Consider the following 16331-nt stretch of genomic DNA (forward strand, 5'->3'; position numbering starts at 1 on the left):
CAAATAAATTGTCAATGGCGTTTATGAATTGTATATATACAATTAAGGTGCGTTGGGGCGGACCCGCGACGTGGTCGCCGCACGGTATGCTTGCCGCAATAAAAACGGAGAAACCGATGAGTGAAATCAGTACCCCGGACCCTGCCGCCGCCGGCCCGCGCGTGCGGCCCGTGCCGGCCGTGACGCGATCGATTGCGATCCTGCGCCTGCTCGGGCGGGGCGGCGAGCCCATGACGCTCAAGGCCATCTCGCAGGAATTGGGCATGGTGACCAGCACCTGCCTGCACATTCTTCGCGTCCTGGTGGAAGAAGGCCTGGTCAAGGTCGATCCCGGCGCCAAGCGCTACAGCCTGGGCGTGGGCATGCTGACGCTGGCGCGCAGCGTGATCGAGAGCAATCCGTTTCCCGCGCTGGCCCAACCCGTGCTGGACCGGATCGCCAACGCGGCCAGCGTCACCGCGATCGGCGTCGAGGTGTCAGGCAGCGATCACATGGTCGTGCTGGCGTTGTCGCGGTCCAATGCACCGTTCCGGCTGCACGTGGACGTGGGCAGCCGCTTTCCCGCGCTGATCAGCGCAACCGGCCGGCTCGTCGCGGCCTTTGCGGATTTGTCGGAAAAGGAACTGGAGCGGCGCTTCAAGGCCTTGCGCTGGGATCAGGCGCCCGAGTTTTCGGCCTGGAAAGCCGACGTGGACGCGGTGCGCCGACAAGGCTACAGCGTGGACCGCAACAACTACATCAACGGCGTCGTCGTGATCGCGGTGCCCGTCTTCGACAGCCATCAGCGCCTGACGCATGCGCTGGTGGCCGCGGGATTGGCCGAACAGCTTGATGCGGCGCGCGTCGAATCGCTGGCGCGCGCGCTGCAGGACGAGTCGCGCGCGTTGTCGCAACTGATGGCCGCCAGGAGCTGAGCGCATGACCACGCAACCGGATGTCGAACCGCCCGTGCCGCAAGGGTGGCGCAAAAGAGGGCTTGCGGGCTTTGCGGGCCTGATCGGGCCGTTGTGGGTGCGCAAGGAGGACGAGGGCTGGGCGTACGGCCTCCTGGCCACCGCCGATCATCTGAATCCGGCTGGCGTGGTGCATGGCGGATTGCTGACGGCGTTGCTGGATCACGGCATCAGCGCGATCGCTTGGGAAGCGCTGGGCCGGCGCGCCTGCGTGACCGTGCAACTGGACACGCATTTTCTGGCGGCGGCGCGCGAGGGGCAGTTTCTGGAAGTGCGCGGCCGCGTGGCGCGGGCGACGTCCTCGCTGGTGTTCATGCAAGGAGAGCTGAGCACGGACGGGCAGGTCGTTGCGACGGCCGTTGCCGTGCTCAAGCAGGTGGGGGCAGCGGCGGCGGGATCGCCCGCGGCGGGCGGTTCCGCGGCGGAATAAACCCCGCCGCGGACCCCACCGATCTCGCCCGCGATCAGGCGGGCAGCGCGATCAGCCTGGCCGAACCCGCCGATTCTTCCTCGCGCAGCTTGAACCGCGCCACCGCATCGGCCAGCACGCGCGCCTGGTCGCTCAGCATGCCGGACGCCGCCGTGGACTGCTCGACCAGCGCGGCATTTTGCTGCGTGGCCTGGTCCATGTCGGCGACCGAGCGGTCGATCTGACCCAGCCCCGTGCTCTGTTCGGCCATCGCGCCGTGGATCTCGCTCACCATCCGCTGCACGCGGTTGATGCCGTCAACGATCTCGGTCATGGTCGAACCCGCGGCCTGCACGCGCTGCGTGCCGCTCTTGACGTTCTGGACGGACGCCTCGATCAGCGTCTTGATCTCCTGCGCGGACGCGGCGCTGCGCTGCGCCAGCGTGCGCACTTCGCCGGCCACCACCGCAAAGCCGCGGCCTTGTTCGCCTGCGCGGGCGGCTTCGACCGCCGCGTTCAGCGCCAGGATGTTGGTCTGGAACGCGATGCCGTCGATCACGCGAATGATCTCGGTAATGCGCTGCGACGACTTCGAGATCTCGTCCATCGTGCTGACCGCATCGTTGACCACCTGGCCGCCACGGGCGGCGACGGCGCTGGCTTCGTCGGCCAGGCGCGTCGCGTGCTCGGCGGTTTCCTCGGTCTGGCGCACGCTGGACGCCAGCTCGGTCAGCGCCGACGAGGTTTCCTCGAGCGAGGCGGCCGACGTTTCCGTGCGCTGCGACAGATCACGGTTGCCCATGTCGATCTCGCGCGTGGCGGCGCTCATCGAATGCACGCCGCTGCGCACTTCGCGCATGACGTGGGTGATCTTCTCCACGAACGCGTTGAACGAGGCGGAGATCTGCGCGACTTCGTCGTGGCCGACCACGGCCAGGCGGTGCGTCATGTCGCCGTCGCCCGAGCCGATGGTGTCCATGGCGTCGCGCACGGCGGACAGGCGCTTGAACGCCCGCGACGTGATCACGCTGGCGATGGTTACGGCGATCAGCGTCAGGACGACCAGCGAGATCAGGGTTGCGTGCAGCACCTGCGTCAGGCCGACCGTAGCTTCGGCCTTGTCCAGCGCCACGACCAGATACCAGTCGGTGCCGGGAACGCGGCGCGCCTTCAGCAGCTTTTGCGCGCCGTCCAGCATGATGTCGGCGGGGGCGGCGCCGTCGCGGGCCAGGGATGCCACGAAATCGGCCGTCAACGCCGGGGAAATGTCGGTCGACGGCTTGAGCGCCAGCTTGTCGTTCAGGTGCGAAATCACCTGCCCGTCGGTCGCCACCACGAAGGCGCTGCTGGACGGCGTGGGGTGGATGGCCTTGATGATGTCTTTCACGCCATCGAGCGGCACGGCGCCGCTCAGCACGCCCGTCGTCTGGCCGTTGCGGATCATCGGCGCGGTGAATGCGACGTACAGCACGCCGGTGGTGGAATCGCCGTAAGGCTTGGTGACCGTCAGCTTGCCGGCGGCGACGGCGCTCTTGTACCAGGGCCGGGCGGTAGGATCGTAATCCGCCGCGGTCTTGGTGGTGGAAAAGAAGGTCTTGTCCGACCAGCCGATGGTGGTGATGGGAAAGCCATTGGTCTGGCCCATGAGCTGGGTCAGACCGCGGGGATCGCCCTTTTCGACCACTTTCGCGGTGGCGTCGACCGCCTGCGCCTTGTCGGCCGACCAGCGCTCGATGGCGCTGGCGTTGCCCGAGGCCACGGCGTCCAACGTGGCGGCGATGGTGGACATCATGTTGTCGCGCACGATCTGGTAGGTGATGAGGCCGGAGAGCGTGAGGGCTCCCACCACCGTAAAGCAGGTAATAAGCAAAATGCGGTTGCGCAGCGACGTTATCTTCATGCTCGTGTACTGGATACGCCGGCGGGGAAGGCCGGCGGGTTGCAAGTCGGCCAGGAAACCCCCGGCCGCAACCCGCTAACGGCAGATGCAGGCGGCGACTTTAGGGGGCCGCGCCAGAACCCGAGCAATATCGTCGCGGCGGTTTCAGCCGGCTTTCACCCCTCGCGCGGCACGTGCACCCGGCCTTCCATCAGCACCCGCGCGCTGCGGCTCATGATGGCCTTGGTCACTTTCCATTCGCCATCGACCAACTGCGCCTGCGCGCCGACACGCAGCGTGCCCGACGGGTGGCCGAAGCAGACGTTGTCGCGCTCGCCGCCGCCCGCCGCCAGGTTCACCAGCGTGCCGGGCACCGCGGCTGCGGTGGCGATGGCGACGGACGCCGTGCCCATCATGGCGTGGTGCAGCTTGCCCATCGACAGGGCGCGCACCAGCACGTCGATGTCGCCCGTGCCGATCTTCTTGCCGCTGGAGGACACGTATTCCTTCGGGGAGGCAACAAACGCCACCTTGGGCGTGTGCTGGCGGCTGGCCGCCTCGGCGATGTCCTTGATCAGTCCCATGCGTACGGCGCCGTGCGCGCGGATGGTCTCGAAGCGCGCCAGCGCGGCGGCATCGCCGTTGATGGCGTCCTGCAGTTCCGTGCCGCTGTAGCCCAGCGCGTCGGCTTCCAGGAAGATCGTGGGAATGCCGGAGTTGATCATCGTGGCCTTGAAAGTGCCCACGCCGGGGACTTCCAGGTTGTCCACCAGGTTGCCCGTGGGGAACATGGAGCCGCCGTCGCCTTCCTCGGCCGGGTCCATGAATTCCAGGCGCACTTCGGCGGCCGGAAAGGTCACGCCGTCCAGTTCGAAGTCGCCGGTTTCCTGCACCGCGCCACCGGTGATGGGCACGTGCGCGACGATGGTCTTCTGGATGTTGGCCTGCCAGATGCGCACGATGGCAATGCCGTCCTGCGGGATGCGGGCGGCGTCGACCAGGCCGTTGGTGATGGCAAAGGGACCGACCGCGGCAGACAGGTTGCCGCAGTTGCCGCTCCAGTCCACGAAGGGCTGGTCGATGGAGACCTGGCCGAAGAGGTAATCCACGTCATGGCCGGGGCGCGTGCTTTTGGCGACGATGACGGTCTTGCTGGTGCTGGAGGTGGCCGCGCCCATGCCGTCGATCTGCTTGCCGTAGGGGTCGGGGCTGCCGATCACGCGCAGCAGCAGCGCGTCGCGCGCCGCGCCCGGCACGCGGGCCGATTCGGGCAGGTCGTCCAGCTTGAAGAACACGCCTTTGCTGGTGCCGCCGCGCATGTAGGTGGCGGCGATCTTGGTTTGGGGAGCATGTGACATGAAACGATCCTGAAGTGTCGGAGTAGGGCGGCGGGCGATGCAATCGCCCGCCGGTCTTTACGGTGCGGGTCAGGCCAGCTTGCCGGCGTCCGACGCGGAAGCGGCTTCCAGGAAATCCTGGGCAAAGCGCTGCAGCACGCCGCCGGCTTCGTAGATGGACACTTCTTCGGCGGTATCCAGGCGGCAGGTCACCGGCACCTGTTCGGTGCTGCCGTTGCGGCGGTGGATGACCAGCGTCAGGTCGGCGCGCGGTTTGCGCTCGCCAATGACGTCGTAGCTCTCGGTGCCGTCCAGCGCCAGCGTCTTGCGGTTCACGCCCGGCGTGAACTCCAGCGGCAGCACGCCCATGCCGATGAGGTTGGTGCGGTGGATGCGCTCGAAGCCTTCGGCCACGATGGCTTCCACGCCGGCCAGACGCACGCCCTTGGCGGCCCAGTCCCGCGACGAGCCCTGGCCGTAGTCGGCGCCGGCCACGATGATGAGCGGTTGCTTGCGGTCCATGTAGGTCTCGATGGCTTCCCACATGCGCATGACCTGGCCTTCCGGCTCCACGCGCGCCAGCGAGCCTTGTTTCACCGTGCCGTCGGCGTTCTTCACCATTTCGTTGAAGAGCTTCGGGTTGGCGAAGGTGGCGCGCTGCGCGGTCAGGTGGTCGCCGCGGTGCGTGGCGTACGAGTTGAAGTCTTCTTCGGGCAGACCCATCTTGTGCAGGTATTCGCCCGCGGCGCTGTCCATCAGGATGGCGTTGGACGGCGACAGGTGGTCGGTGGTGATGTTGTCGCCCAGCACGGCCAGCGGCAGCATGCCGCGCAGCGTGCGTTCGCCGGCCAGCGCGCCTTCCCAGTACGGCGGACGGCGGATGTACGTGCTTTGCGCACGCCAGTCGTACAGCGGGCTGACGGCGGTCTGGCGGTCGTCCTTGATGCCGAACATGGGGGCGTAGACCTTGCGGAACTGCTCGGGCTTGACCGCCGACTTGACCATCGCGTCGATTTCTTCATCGCTGGGCCAGATGTCCTTCAGACGGATCTCGCGGCCATCGGCGGCCACGCCCAGCACGTCGCGTTCGATGTCGAAACGGATGGTGCCGGCAATCGCATAGGCCACGACCAGCGGCGGCGAGGCCAGGAAGGCCTGCTTGGCGTACGGGTGGATGCGGCCATCGAAGTTGCGGTTGCCGGACAGCACGGCGGTGGCATAGAGGTCGCGGTCGATGATTTCCTGCTGGATCTTCGGGTCCAGCGCGCCGGACATGCCGTTGCACGTGGTACAGGCAAACGCCACGACGCCAAAGCCCAGTTGTTCCAGTTCTTGCGTGAGGCCGGCTTCTTCCAGATAAAGCTGGACGGCCTTGGAGCCAGGCGCCAGCGAGCTCTTGACCCAGGGCTTGCGCGCCAGGCCCGCGCGGTTGGCGTTGCGTGCCAGGAGGCCCGCGGCGATCACGTTGCGCGGGTTGCTGGTGTTGGTGCAGCTGGTGATGGCGGCGATGATGACGGCGCCGTCGGGCATCAGGCCGGGCTGGTTCTCGACCACGCCGGCGATGCCGCGCTCGGCCAGGTCGGACACCGGCAGACGGCGGTGCGGGTTGGACGGGCCGGCCAGCGTGCGCACGACGGTGGACAGGTCAAAGCGCAGCACGCGCTCGTACTGCGCGGTCTTCAGGCTGTCGGACCACAGGCCGGCGGTCTTGGCGTAGTTTTCCACCAGCGCAATCTGCTCGTCTTCGCGGCCGGTCAGGCGCAGGTAGTCGATGGTCTGCTGGTCGATGGAAAACATCGCCGCGGTGGCGCCGTACTCGGGCGCCATGTTCGAGATGGTGGCGCGGTCGCCCAGCGTCAGGCTGGAGGCGCCTTCGCCGTAGAACTCCAGATACGCGCCCACCACCTTTTCCTTGCGCAGGAATTCGGTCAGCGTCAGCACGATGTCGGTGGCGGTGATGCCGGGCTGCGCGCGGCCGGACAGTTCGACGCCGACGATGTCGGGCAGGCGCATCCACGACGCGCGGCCCAGCATGACGTTTTCGGCTTCCAGGCCGCCCACGCCGATGGCGATGACGCCCAGTGCGTCCACGTGCGGCGTGTGGCTGTCGGTGCCGACCAGCGTGTCGGGGAAGGCCACGCCGTCCTGCGTGTAGATGACGGGCGACATCCGCTCCAGGTTGATCTGGTGCATGATGCCGTTGCCCGGCGGCACGACTTCGATGTTTTCGAAGGCCTGCTTGGTCCAGTCGATGAAATGGAAGCGGTCTTCGTTGCGGCGGTCTTCGACCGCGCGGTTCTTGGCAAAGGCGTCCGGGTCGTTGCCGTCGTATTCGACGGCCAGCGAGTGGTCCACGATCAGCTGCACCGGCACCACGGGATTGACCTTGGCCGGGTCGCCGCCCTTGTCGGCAATGGCGTCGCGCAGGCCCGCCAGGTCCACCAGCGCGGTCTGGCCCAGGATGTCATGACAGACCACGCGCGCCGGAAACCACGGAAAGTCCAGATCGCGGCGGCGTTCGATCAGCTGCTTGAGCGCGTCGGTCAAGAGCGCGGGATCGCAGCGGCGCACCAGGTTTTCGGCCAGGACGCGGGACGTGTAGGGCAGGCCGTCATACGCGCCGGGCGCAATGGCCTCCACGGCTGCGCGGGCGTCGAAGTAGTCCAGGCGGGTGCCGGGCAGGTTCTTGCGGTACGACTTGTTCATCATGCCTCCGTGCGCTGTTGGGTGCTTTGCGCGATCTGTTGTTCGATGTTGATGCGGGATGCGCGGATGTGCCGGCGCATCAGGAGTTCGGCCAGCTCGCCGTCGCCGTCGGCGATGGCGTCCAGAATGCGGTGATGCTCGGCGTAGGCCTGCCGCGGGCGATTGGGCGTCGTCGAATACTGGATGCGGTACATGCGCGCCAGCTGATAAAGCTCGTCGCACAGCATGCGAAACAGCATCTGGTTGCCGCTGCCCTTGACGATGCGGTAGTGGAAATCGTAATCCCCTTCCTGCTGGTAGTAGCCCAGGCCGGCCTGGAAGGCTTCGTCGCGTTCGTGGGCTTCCAGCACGCCGCGCAGCTCGTCGATTTCCGACGGCGGCATGCGTTCGGCGGCCAGGCGGCAGGCGGTGCCTTCCAGCGATTCACGGATTTCGTAGAGTTCGATCAGTTCCTGGATCGACAGGGACACGACGCGCGCGCCGGCGTGCGGCACGCGCACCAGGAGCCTCTGGCCCTCCAGCCGGTGCAGGGCCTCGCGCAGGGGGCCGCGGCTGACGCCGTGGATGCGCGCCAGCTCGGGCTCGGAGATCTTGCTGCCCGGGGCGATCTCGCCCTTGACGATGGCGGACTGGATCTTGCGGAAGATGTGGTCCGACAGGGTTTCGCCGATGGGTTCGCCAGCGGGGGTGCCATCGGCCGCCTGCGCGCCCGGCAAGGTGAGCACTTTGCTCATGGTGTTGACAATTCGTTCCGTTAAAGGGGGTATTTTCGGAAGAAAGCGCGCTTGTCGCGCTGAATTGTCAACAATTTACTCCCGGCAAGGGCGCGGGTGCAAGCGGCCCCCCGGTCCCGGGAGTGGGCGCCGGGCAGGGCGCGGGCGCGGCCGGTTCAGGGCCGCCTGCGCAGGCGGGCCATCACCTTAGAGGTCGACCCGCACCTTGCCCGCCTTCACCAATCCGGCCACGTCCCGGATTTCCGCCAGCAGCGCGTCCTGCAGTTGCGCCGGCGTGCCGCCGGTGGGCTCGAAACCCTGCTCGGCCAGCTTGGTGTGGACGGACTCGGTTTTCAGGGCGCGGTTGATGCCCTGGTTCAGCGCCGCGATGGTGGCTTCGGGCGCGCCCGCCGCGCAGTAGGTCCCAAACTGGATCTGCGCCGAAAACCCCGCAAAGCCGCTTTCGGCCACGGTGGGAATATCCGGGTATTTCGGCAGGCGCTGCGGGCTGGTCACGGCCAGCACCCGCAGCCGGCCGCTCTTCAGATTCGGTTCGACCGCGGCCACCGTGGCCACCACCACCTGGATCTGGCCGCCCAGCAGGTCGGTCATCATCGGGCCGGTGCCGCGATATGGCACGTGCAGCATCTCGATGCCGCAGGCGGCTTGCAGCAGTTCGGTGGCCAGGTGCTGGGGCGTGGCGTTGCCGGGCGTGCCAAAGGTCAGCCCCTTGGGCTCGCGCCGCGCCTGCGCGACCAGTTCGGCCAGCGTCTTGGCGGGCAGGTCGCTATTGACCGCCACCATGTAGGGCGAGCGCGCAATGGGGCAGACGGGCGCCAGCTGCTTGAGCACGTCTTCGGGCGGGCGGGCGTAGTAGCGCACCGACGGCACCAGGCCGGCAAACAGCAGCATGCTGCCGTCTTTCGCGCCATTGGCCGTGTAGTCCGCGCCCAGCATGCCGCTGGCGCCGGGTTTGTTTTCCACGACCACGGAGCGATCCATCGCGCCTTCCAGCGAGGCGGCGATGACGCGGCCCAGCACGTCGGTGCCGCCGCCCGGTGGGAACGGCACGATCACGCGCAGGGGCGCTTCGCGCGCGTCGGCCAGCCGAGGGGCGGCGGCGCCCAGCGGGGCCAGCGACAGTGCCGCCAGGGTCTTGATGAGGGTTCTGCGGTCCATGTGTCTTGTCTCCGTCCCCGCGTCGTGGCGGGGTTGTCGCGCATCGTCTCTGTCGGCGGACGATGTCAGGGTTCGGGGGAAATCAGTGTGGCGATGGCGTCGGCTAGGCCTTTGCGGCATGCGCCTGCGTCGAGGGCGACTGCGCGGGATGGGCCACTGCCGGATGCGCCGACACGAAGCAGCGAAGCGCGGCGGCCACCGTGCCCGGTTCCTCCACCGGCAGCATATGACGCTGGCCGGGGGCGACGCGGGCGCAGGCGCGGGGAAGGGCGCGCGCCAGGTCTCGCGTCATGCGCGGGTTGGAGCCGACGTCGTGTTCACCGGTCATGACCAGCACGGGGCAGGCAATGTCCGGCGCCGCCTGCGCCAGCAGCGGGTCACCCAATGCGAACAGCGCATACGCGGACAGAAAGCTCTCGCGGTCGTTGCCGAGCAGGCGCTGTTCGATCTGCGCGACGCGCGCGGGGTGCGCTGCTTGAAAGGCCGGCGTGAACCAGCGCGTCAGCGACACCTTGGCGGCAGCTTCGGGGTCTTGCGTGGCCGCGGCATCCAGCCGGGCGCGCACGGCGGCGGCTTCTTCGTCCGTGCGCCGGAACACCGTGTTCAGCAGCACCAGCCGGCTGACGCGTTCGGGGCGGGCCGCCGCGTAGGCGCCCGCGATCAGGCCGCCCATGGAATAGCCCAGCACGGTCGCTTGTTGCCAGCCCGCGCGGTCCAGTTCGGCATCCAGTTGCGCGATGAAGTCCTGTATGTCCGCCGGGCCGCGCAGCGCGGGCGCGGCGCCGTGGCCCAGCAGGTCATATCGCAGCACGTCGAAGTCCGGCTCAAGCATGGGGGCCAGGTCGTCCCACAGCGTGTGGTCCAGGCCGACGCCGTGCAAGAGGATCAGCGGTTCGCCGCGGCCAGTTCGCCGCCGTTGCATGGTCATTTTGCGCGCGCCTCCTGTGCTTCCTGCTCCAGTTCCTTCATGTCCGAATAGCGGTTGCCGATGCGGTGATGCGGACGGCCCGAGGTGGCCGCGCCCAGCGCGATCACGATCTCGTCGGGCGCCGGCGCGTCGTTGATGGTGGTCTGCACCGTCAGGTAGTGCGAGCGCAGGCCTTCGTCCAGCTTGTGCATCAGCGGCACGGAGATCACGCAGCCCGGGCCGCCGCGCATGTTGGTGAAGCTGAGATAGCTGGTGCCGCCTACCGCGTTGCGGTAGAAGTTGCCGAAACGCAGCGTGTGGATCAGCGCGGACGCATGTTCGACTTCGCCCGCAGTGCCGACCACGGCGGCCTTGCCGTAGGCCTCGATGTTGTCCGCCGAACCGGCCTGGCGCAGGATCTCGCCGACCAGCAGTTCGCCCAGCGGCGGCGCGGCTTCGAGGATGCCGGGCCGCAGGTCTTCCTGAAACGGCAGGCCGGCCCACGGATTGCGGATCACGGCGGCGGCCACGATCATCACCAGCGGGCGCTCGGCCGCGCGGCCGCCTTCAATGAGGGTTTTCTCGACGTAACTGACTACCTTGCGCACTTGCAGCGACATGCACTTGCTCCGAAATCGTGGGGATGAATGACAAATCCATTGTTCGACGCTGCGTGCGATTTTGACAATCCAAATTAACGTGAGCTAATTTCAGAAAATCCGAATTTACGGCGGCTCTGCTCATGCCCACGTCCCTGAAGATCCAGCATCTGCGCCAGTTCCTGCTGGCCGCCGATCACGGCAGTTTTCGCGTCGCCGCGCAGGGCACGTTCCGGTCGCAGGCGGCGGTGTCGGCCGCCATGCAGGACCTGGAGCAACAACTGGGCGCGCCGCTCTTTGAACCCGGCAAGCGCGCCCAGCTGACCGCGTTGGGCCAGGCGGTGGCGCCGCTGTTTCGCGAGCTGCTGGCCACGCATGACCGGGTGCTGGACGCGGCGCGGCAGTTCGGCACGGGCAGCCAGGGGCCGGTGGCGATGGCCGTCATGCCGTCGCTGGCCGACGAGTGGCTGCCGCGGCTGCTCGCGCGCTTTGCGCGCACCCATCCTGACGTGCGGATCCGCGCGTTGGACGAAACCTCGCCCGAGGTGCATCGGCTGGTGCTGGCAGGCGAGGTGCAGGTGGGCGTGGCCGGGCAGGCGCCGCGTACGGACGAGGTCGCGTTCACGCCCGTGGCGCGCGACGCCTTCGGGCTGGTCTGCAAGAAAAGCCACCCGCTTGCGCGGCGGCGCGGCCGGGTGTCCTGGGCGGCGCTGGCCGATGAGCGGCTGATCGGCAACGCCACTTTTGAAACGCTGAAGAACCGTCAATTGGGCAGCGGCATCGACGACCCGGCGATCGTGGTGTCCAACCGGGCTTCGCTATTGGCCAGCGTGGTGGGCGGCCTGGGCGTGACGGTGTTGCCGGTGCTGGCGCGCCCCGCGGCCGGCAGCGGGCTGGCGTTTGTGCCGCTGGCCGAACCCGTGGTCGAACGCATCGTCGGCGTGCTGACCCGCAAGGACGAGACGCTGCTGCCGTCGGTGGCCGCCATGCACACGCTGGCGCTGCGGTCGCTGGCGCAGTTCACGCGGCGCAAGGGTGCGGTGCTGGTGTAGGGCCGGTCAGCCTGCGGCGCCGGCTGGCGTCATCCCCCGCACGCGTAGATCATGAACTGCCGGAAGGCTTCGGCCGGCTTGGCCATGGCCGCGCGCGGATGCCACAGCAGGCCGGCCTCCATGGGCGGCACGGCGTCGGTGATGGGCACGGCTTCGATCTTGCGCCCCTCCAGCGACCACGGCCGGTAAACCATGTCCGACAGCATCGTGACGCCAAAGCCATGCGCGACCAGGCCGCGCAGCGCCTCCATCGACCGCGTGCGAAAGGCGATGTCGGGCTGCAGGCCGTGACCGCGCCAATAACCCAGCGTGGATCGCTCGCCTTCGTCCATTTCAAGCAGGATGTAGGGATAGCGCGCGATGTCGGCGAGCGCGGGCGCGGCCGCCTGCGTCAACGGATGCCCCGCCGCGGTCCAGAGTTGGCGCCTTGAGCGCACCAGGACGTGGTGGCCGAAGCGCTCGCGCTTGTCCACGTTGGACAGCAGCGCCACGCCCAGCTCCACGTCGCCGCTTGCCACGGCCTGTTCGATCTCCGGGCGGTCCAGATCCACCAGGTCCAGCACGACGTCGGGATAGCGCCGCCGGAACCGCGCCAGCAGGTCGGGCAGAAAGTACCCCAGCACCGTGTAGGACGCCGCGATCCGCACCGAGCCGCGCAGCGCATACCGCTGAAACCCGGGTTCGCGCAGCGCGTCGTCCAGGGAGTCGAGCACGTCGCGGGCGCGCTGGTGGAAGTTGTGGCCTTCGGGTGTCAACGTCACGCCGTGCGCATGGCGGTCGAACAGGCGCACGCCCAGTTGCGCTTCCAGCGCCAGCACGGCGTTGGTGACCGCCGATTGGGACACGTGTTCGTCGGCCGCCGCCATGGAAAACCGCCCGGTGCGGGCGGCGGCGGCGAAGTACCGGAGTTGGCGAAGGGTGACGTCATTAGCCATGTGTTTTTCACATACCAGCTAGTCGAATATATGAATATACGATGACTGCACGCGTTCCTACACTGCGGAAAACACGTAAATGCCCGCACCGCAGATTGCAGGAGACAACCCCCATGAACGCCCCTCTACCCCCTGGCGTGGCCGACACCCATGGCCTGTCGCTGGACGACAAATACGCGCAGCCCACCGGCCGCGTCTACCTGAGCGGCACGCAGGCGCTGGTGCGCCTGCCCCTGATGCAAAAGCAGCGCGACCAGGCGGCCGGCCTGAACACCGCCGGCTATGTGTCGGGCTACCGGGGATCGCCGCTGGGCGGCCTGGACCAGGCGCTCTGGAAGGCCAAGCGTCATTTGAAAGACAACGACGTGGTGTTTCAGCCCGGCCTGAACGAGGACCTGGCCGCGACCGCCGTCTGGGGATCGCAGCAGCTCAATCTGTTTCCCGGCGCGCAGCGCGATGGCGTCTTTGGCATGTGGTACGGCAAGGGGCCGGGGGTGGATCGGTCGGTGGACGTGCTCAAGCACGCCAACTCGGCCGGCACGTCCGCGCACGGCGGGGTGCTGATGCTGGCGGGTGACGACCACGCCGCCAAATCCTCGTCGGTGGCGCATCAGTCCGAACACGTGCTGATCGCCAGCGGCATTCCGGTGCTGTACCCGTCCAACGTGCAGGAGTATCTGGATTACGGCCTGCATGGCTGGGCCATGAGCCGCCACACGGGCCTGTGGGTGGCGATGAAATGCGTGACGGACGTGGTGGAGTCCAGCGCCTCGGTGGACGTTGACCCGTCACGCGTGCGGATCGTGCTGCCCGAGGACAGCCTGCCGCCAGGCGGGCTGAACATCCGCTGGCCGGACTCGCCGCTGGCGCAGGAGGCGCGGCTGCTGGACCACAAATGGTATGCGGCGCTGGCCTATGTGCGCGCCAACAAGCTGAATCGCGTGGTGCTGGACTCGCCCAACGCGCACTTCGGCATCATGACGGCCGGCAAAGCGTATCTGGACGTGCGCCAGGCGCTGAACGACCTGGGGCTGGACGATGCGGCCTGTGCGCAGGCGGGCATCCGCGTGCTGAAGGTGGGCTGCATCTGGCCGCTGGACGCGCAGGACGCGCGCGAATTCGCCACGGGTCTGAAGGAGATCCTGGTCGTCGAGGAAAAGCGCCAGATCCTGGAATACGCGCTCAAGGAAGAGCTGTACAACTGGCGCGACGACGTGCGGCCGCGTGTCTTTGGCAAGTTCGACGAGCGCGAGAACGGCGGCGGCGAATGGTCCACGCCGCGTGGCGGCTGGCTGCTGCCGGCGCGGTATGAGCTGTCGCCCGCGCTGATCGCCCGCGCCATTGCCGCCCGCCTCGAAAAAGCCAACCTGTCCGACGCGTTGCGCGCGCGCATTGCGGCGCGCCTGGCCGTCATCGACGCGAAAGAGCGTGAGGCCAGCCGCCCCACGCTGGTCGAAGAACGCAAGCCCTGGTTCTGTTCGGGCTGTCCGCACAACACCTCCACGCGCGTGCCGGAAGGATCGCGCGCGGTGGCGGGCATCGGCTGCCATTACATGGCGATGTGGATGGACCGCAATACCGACACCTTCAGCCAGATGGGCGGCGAGGGCGTGGCGTGGCTGGGCCAGAAGGACTTCACGTCCGAGCGCCACATCTTTGCCAATTTGGGCGACGGCACGTATTTTCATTCGGGCCTGCTCGCCATTCGCGCGGCCATCGCGGCGCGCGCGCGCATCACCTACAAGATCCTCTACAACGACGCCGTCGCCATGACGGGCGGGCAGCCGGTGGACGGCGTCCTGACCGTGCCGCAGATCGCGGCGCAGATGCTGGCCGAAGGCGTCGTCAAGACGGTGGTCGTGACGGACGAACCCGACAAATACACGGGGGCGCAGACCTTGCCGGCAGGGGTGGAGGTTCACCACCGCAAGGCGCTGGACGACGTGCAGCGCGCGCTGCGCGACATTGATGGCGCCACGGTGCTGATCTACGACCAGACCTGCGCGACCGAGAAGCGCCGCCGCAGAAAGCGCGGCGAGTATCCCGATCCGCCCCGGCGCGCCTTCATCAACGAAGCGGTCTGCGAAGGCTGCGGCGATTGCTCGGTGCAGTCGAACTGCCTGTCGGTGGAACCGCTGGATACGCCGCTGGGCACGAAGCGGCGCATCAACCAGTCGTCGTGCAACAAGGATTTTTCGTGCGTGGAGGGATTTTGTCCCAGCTTCGTGACGACCGAAGGCGCCACGCCGCGCAAGCCCGGCAAGCAGGGCGGCGCGCCGTCGCTGGCTGAGGTCCCGTTGCCCGGCCAGGCTGTCATTGCATCGGGCGCGGCGTATCGCGTGGTCGTGGCCGGCGTTGGCGGCACGGGCGTGGTGACGGTCGGCGCGCTGATCGGCGCGGCCGCGCACATTGAAGGCAAGGGCGTGACCGTGCTGGACATGGCCGGGCTGGCGCAAAAGGGCGGGGCGGTGCTCAGCCACGTGCAACTGGCCAACCGGCCCGAGGACCTGCACGCCACGCGCGTCGCGCTGGGCGAGGCGGATCTGGTCATCGGCTGCGATGCCCTGGTGTCGGCGTCGCCCGAGGTGCTGTCGCGCCTGCGGCCCGATCATGGTCGTGCGGTGGTCAACAGCAGCGCCGCGCCGACGGCCGCGTTTCTGTCGCAGCCCACGTGGCGTTTTCCGGGGGCGCAGGCGCAGGCCGCGCTGACGCAAAGCACGGGCGGCAATTGCGACTTCCTGGAGGCCGGCCCGCTGGCCGAGGCCATGCTGGGCGACAGCATCTACGCCAACCCGCTGCTGTTGGGATACGCGTGGCAAAAGGGCGGACTGCCGCTGTCGCTGGACAGCCTGCGCCGCGCGATCCAGATCAACGGCGTGTCGGTGGACAAGAATCTGGCTGCCTTCGAACTGGGCCGCCAGGCCGCGCATCGGGGCGTGGATGCGCTGCGCCCCGCGGCGGCCGAGCGGATCGTGACCATGCCGGAATCGCTGGACGCGCTGGTCAAGCGTCTGGCCGCGCACGTGCGTGATTATCAGGACGAGGCCTATGCGCGGCGCTTCCTGACGGCGGTAGAGTCCGTGCGCGTGCGTGAAGCCGCGCTGGGCGACAAGCGGCAGGACGTGACGCGCGCGGTGGCGCGCAATCTTGCCAAGCTCATGACGTACAAGGACGAATACGAGGTGGCGCGGCTGCATGCCGATCCGGCGTTCAAGGACCGGCTGCGCGCGCAGTTCGAGGGCGAGCCGGGCCGCGACTACACGCTGCGTTACTACCTTGCGCCGCCCATCCTGGCGCGCCGCGATGCGCGCGGGCGGTTGCAGAAGCGCGCGTACGGCGCATGGATGGAATCGGCATTCCGGCTGCTTGCGCCCTTGAAGCGCGTGCGCGGCACGTGGCTGGACGTGTTCGGCAGAACGGCCGAGCGCCGCATGGAGCGCCAGCTCGCGGCCGACTATCTGGCGCTGGCGGACGAATTTGCCCGCACGCTGGACGCCGGCAATCGCGACGTGGCGCTGGAACTGGCCAACGTGCCGGATGCGATCCGGGGGTACGGGCATGTAAAGGAAAAGAGCGTCGAGCAGGCCCGGGTCCGGCAAGCCGGCCTGTGGGAGCGGTATCGCGGCGGCGGCGCGGACCGGCTGGCGGCCTGAGTGCGACGC

Annotated in this window: 12 protein-coding genes; 4 read left to right on the forward strand and 8 right to left on the reverse strand. The window is 68.0% G+C overall.

Going from position 1 to position 16331, the window contains the following annotated elements:
- Positions 1 to 116: 116 nt before the first annotated feature.
- The gene (locus tag ASD87_RS18865; protein ID WP_082586356.1) at positions 117 to 914 is read left to right on the forward strand and encodes an IclR family transcriptional regulator; all 798 of its coding nucleotides are present in this window, start codon (positions 117 to 119) and stop codon (positions 912 to 914) included.
- Between the two features lie 4 nt (positions 915 to 918).
- Positions 919 to 1383: a PaaI family thioesterase gene (locus ASD87_RS18870; RefSeq protein WP_056325029.1), complete on the forward strand. Its 465-nt coding sequence runs from the start codon at positions 919 to 921 to the stop codon at positions 1381 to 1383.
- Positions 1384 to 1417: 34 nt separating this feature from the next.
- On the opposite strand, the gene ASD87_RS18875 is transcribed toward ASD87_RS18870, so the two are convergent.
- From ASD87_RS18875 to ASD87_RS18905, 7 genes are all read right to left on the reverse strand, one after another.
- Positions 1418 to 3262, reverse strand: a complete 1845-nt coding sequence (locus ASD87_RS18875) for a methyl-accepting chemotaxis protein (protein ID WP_056325031.1) — start codon at positions 3260 to 3262, stop codon at positions 1418 to 1420.
- Positions 3263 to 3417: 155 nt separating this feature from the next.
- A complete protein-coding gene (prpF, locus tag ASD87_RS18880; protein ID WP_056325034.1) occupies positions 3418 to 4599 on the reverse strand; it encodes a 2-methylaconitate cis-trans isomerase PrpF in 1182 nt (393 codons plus the stop codon).
- A 69-nt stretch (positions 4600 to 4668) separates the two neighbouring features.
- Positions 4669 to 7284: a Fe/S-dependent 2-methylisocitrate dehydratase AcnD gene (gene acnD, locus ASD87_RS18885; RefSeq protein WP_056325036.1), complete on the reverse strand. Its 2616-nt coding sequence runs from the start codon at positions 7282 to 7284 to the stop codon at positions 4669 to 4671.
- Positions 7284 to 8018, reverse strand: a complete 735-nt coding sequence (locus tag ASD87_RS18890; protein ID WP_056325038.1) for a GntR family transcriptional regulator — start codon at positions 8016 to 8018, stop codon at positions 7284 to 7286. Before ASD87_RS18890 ends, acnD begins: the two co-directional genes overlap by 1 nt.
- 186 nt (positions 8019 to 8204) lie before the next feature.
- Complete coding sequence (locus ASD87_RS18895; RefSeq protein ID WP_056325040.1) at positions 8205 to 9176, reverse strand: tripartite tricarboxylate transporter substrate binding protein; 972 nt, start codon at positions 9174 to 9176, stop codon at positions 8205 to 8207.
- 103 nt (positions 9177 to 9279) lie between these two features.
- Entirely contained in the window at positions 9280 to 10104 is an 825-nt protein-coding gene (locus ASD87_RS18900) for an alpha/beta fold hydrolase (protein ID WP_056325043.1), read from the reverse strand.
- Positions 10101 to 10703 carry an amino acid synthesis family protein gene (locus tag ASD87_RS18905; RefSeq protein ID WP_056325045.1) on the reverse strand — a complete coding sequence of 201 codons (603 nt, stop codon included), beginning with the start codon at positions 10701 to 10703 and terminating at the stop codon, positions 10101 to 10103. The genes ASD87_RS18900 and ASD87_RS18905 overlap by 4 nt, the downstream gene beginning before the upstream one ends.
- A gap of 122 nt (positions 10704 to 10825) precedes the next feature.
- Here ASD87_RS18905 and ASD87_RS18910 point away from each other — a divergent pair, with 122 nt between their 5' ends.
- Positions 10826 to 11734, forward strand: a complete 909-nt coding sequence (locus ASD87_RS18910) for a LysR family transcriptional regulator (RefSeq protein ID WP_056325047.1) — start codon at positions 10826 to 10828, stop codon at positions 11732 to 11734.
- A 29-nt stretch (positions 11735 to 11763) separates the two neighbouring features.
- Here the strand turns inward: ASD87_RS18910 and ASD87_RS18915 are convergent, their stop codons facing one another.
- On the reverse strand, positions 11764 to 12669 hold the full coding sequence (locus tag ASD87_RS18915; protein WP_056325051.1) for a LysR family transcriptional regulator: 906 nt from the start codon (positions 12667 to 12669) through the stop codon (positions 11764 to 11766).
- Between the two features lie 113 nt (positions 12670 to 12782).
- Between ASD87_RS18915 and ASD87_RS18920 the strand changes: the two genes are divergently transcribed.
- Complete coding sequence (locus ASD87_RS18920) at positions 12783 to 16322, forward strand: indolepyruvate ferredoxin oxidoreductase family protein (protein ID WP_056325054.1); 3540 nt, start codon at positions 12783 to 12785, stop codon at positions 16320 to 16322.
- The last annotated feature ends 9 nt before the right edge of the window (positions 16323 to 16331 follow it).

It is taken from the genome of Achromobacter sp. Root170 (genome assembly GCF_001428165.1).
In the GTDB taxonomy this organism is placed as follows: Bacteria; Pseudomonadota; Gammaproteobacteria; order Burkholderiales; family Burkholderiaceae_B; genus Achromobacter; species Achromobacter mucicolens.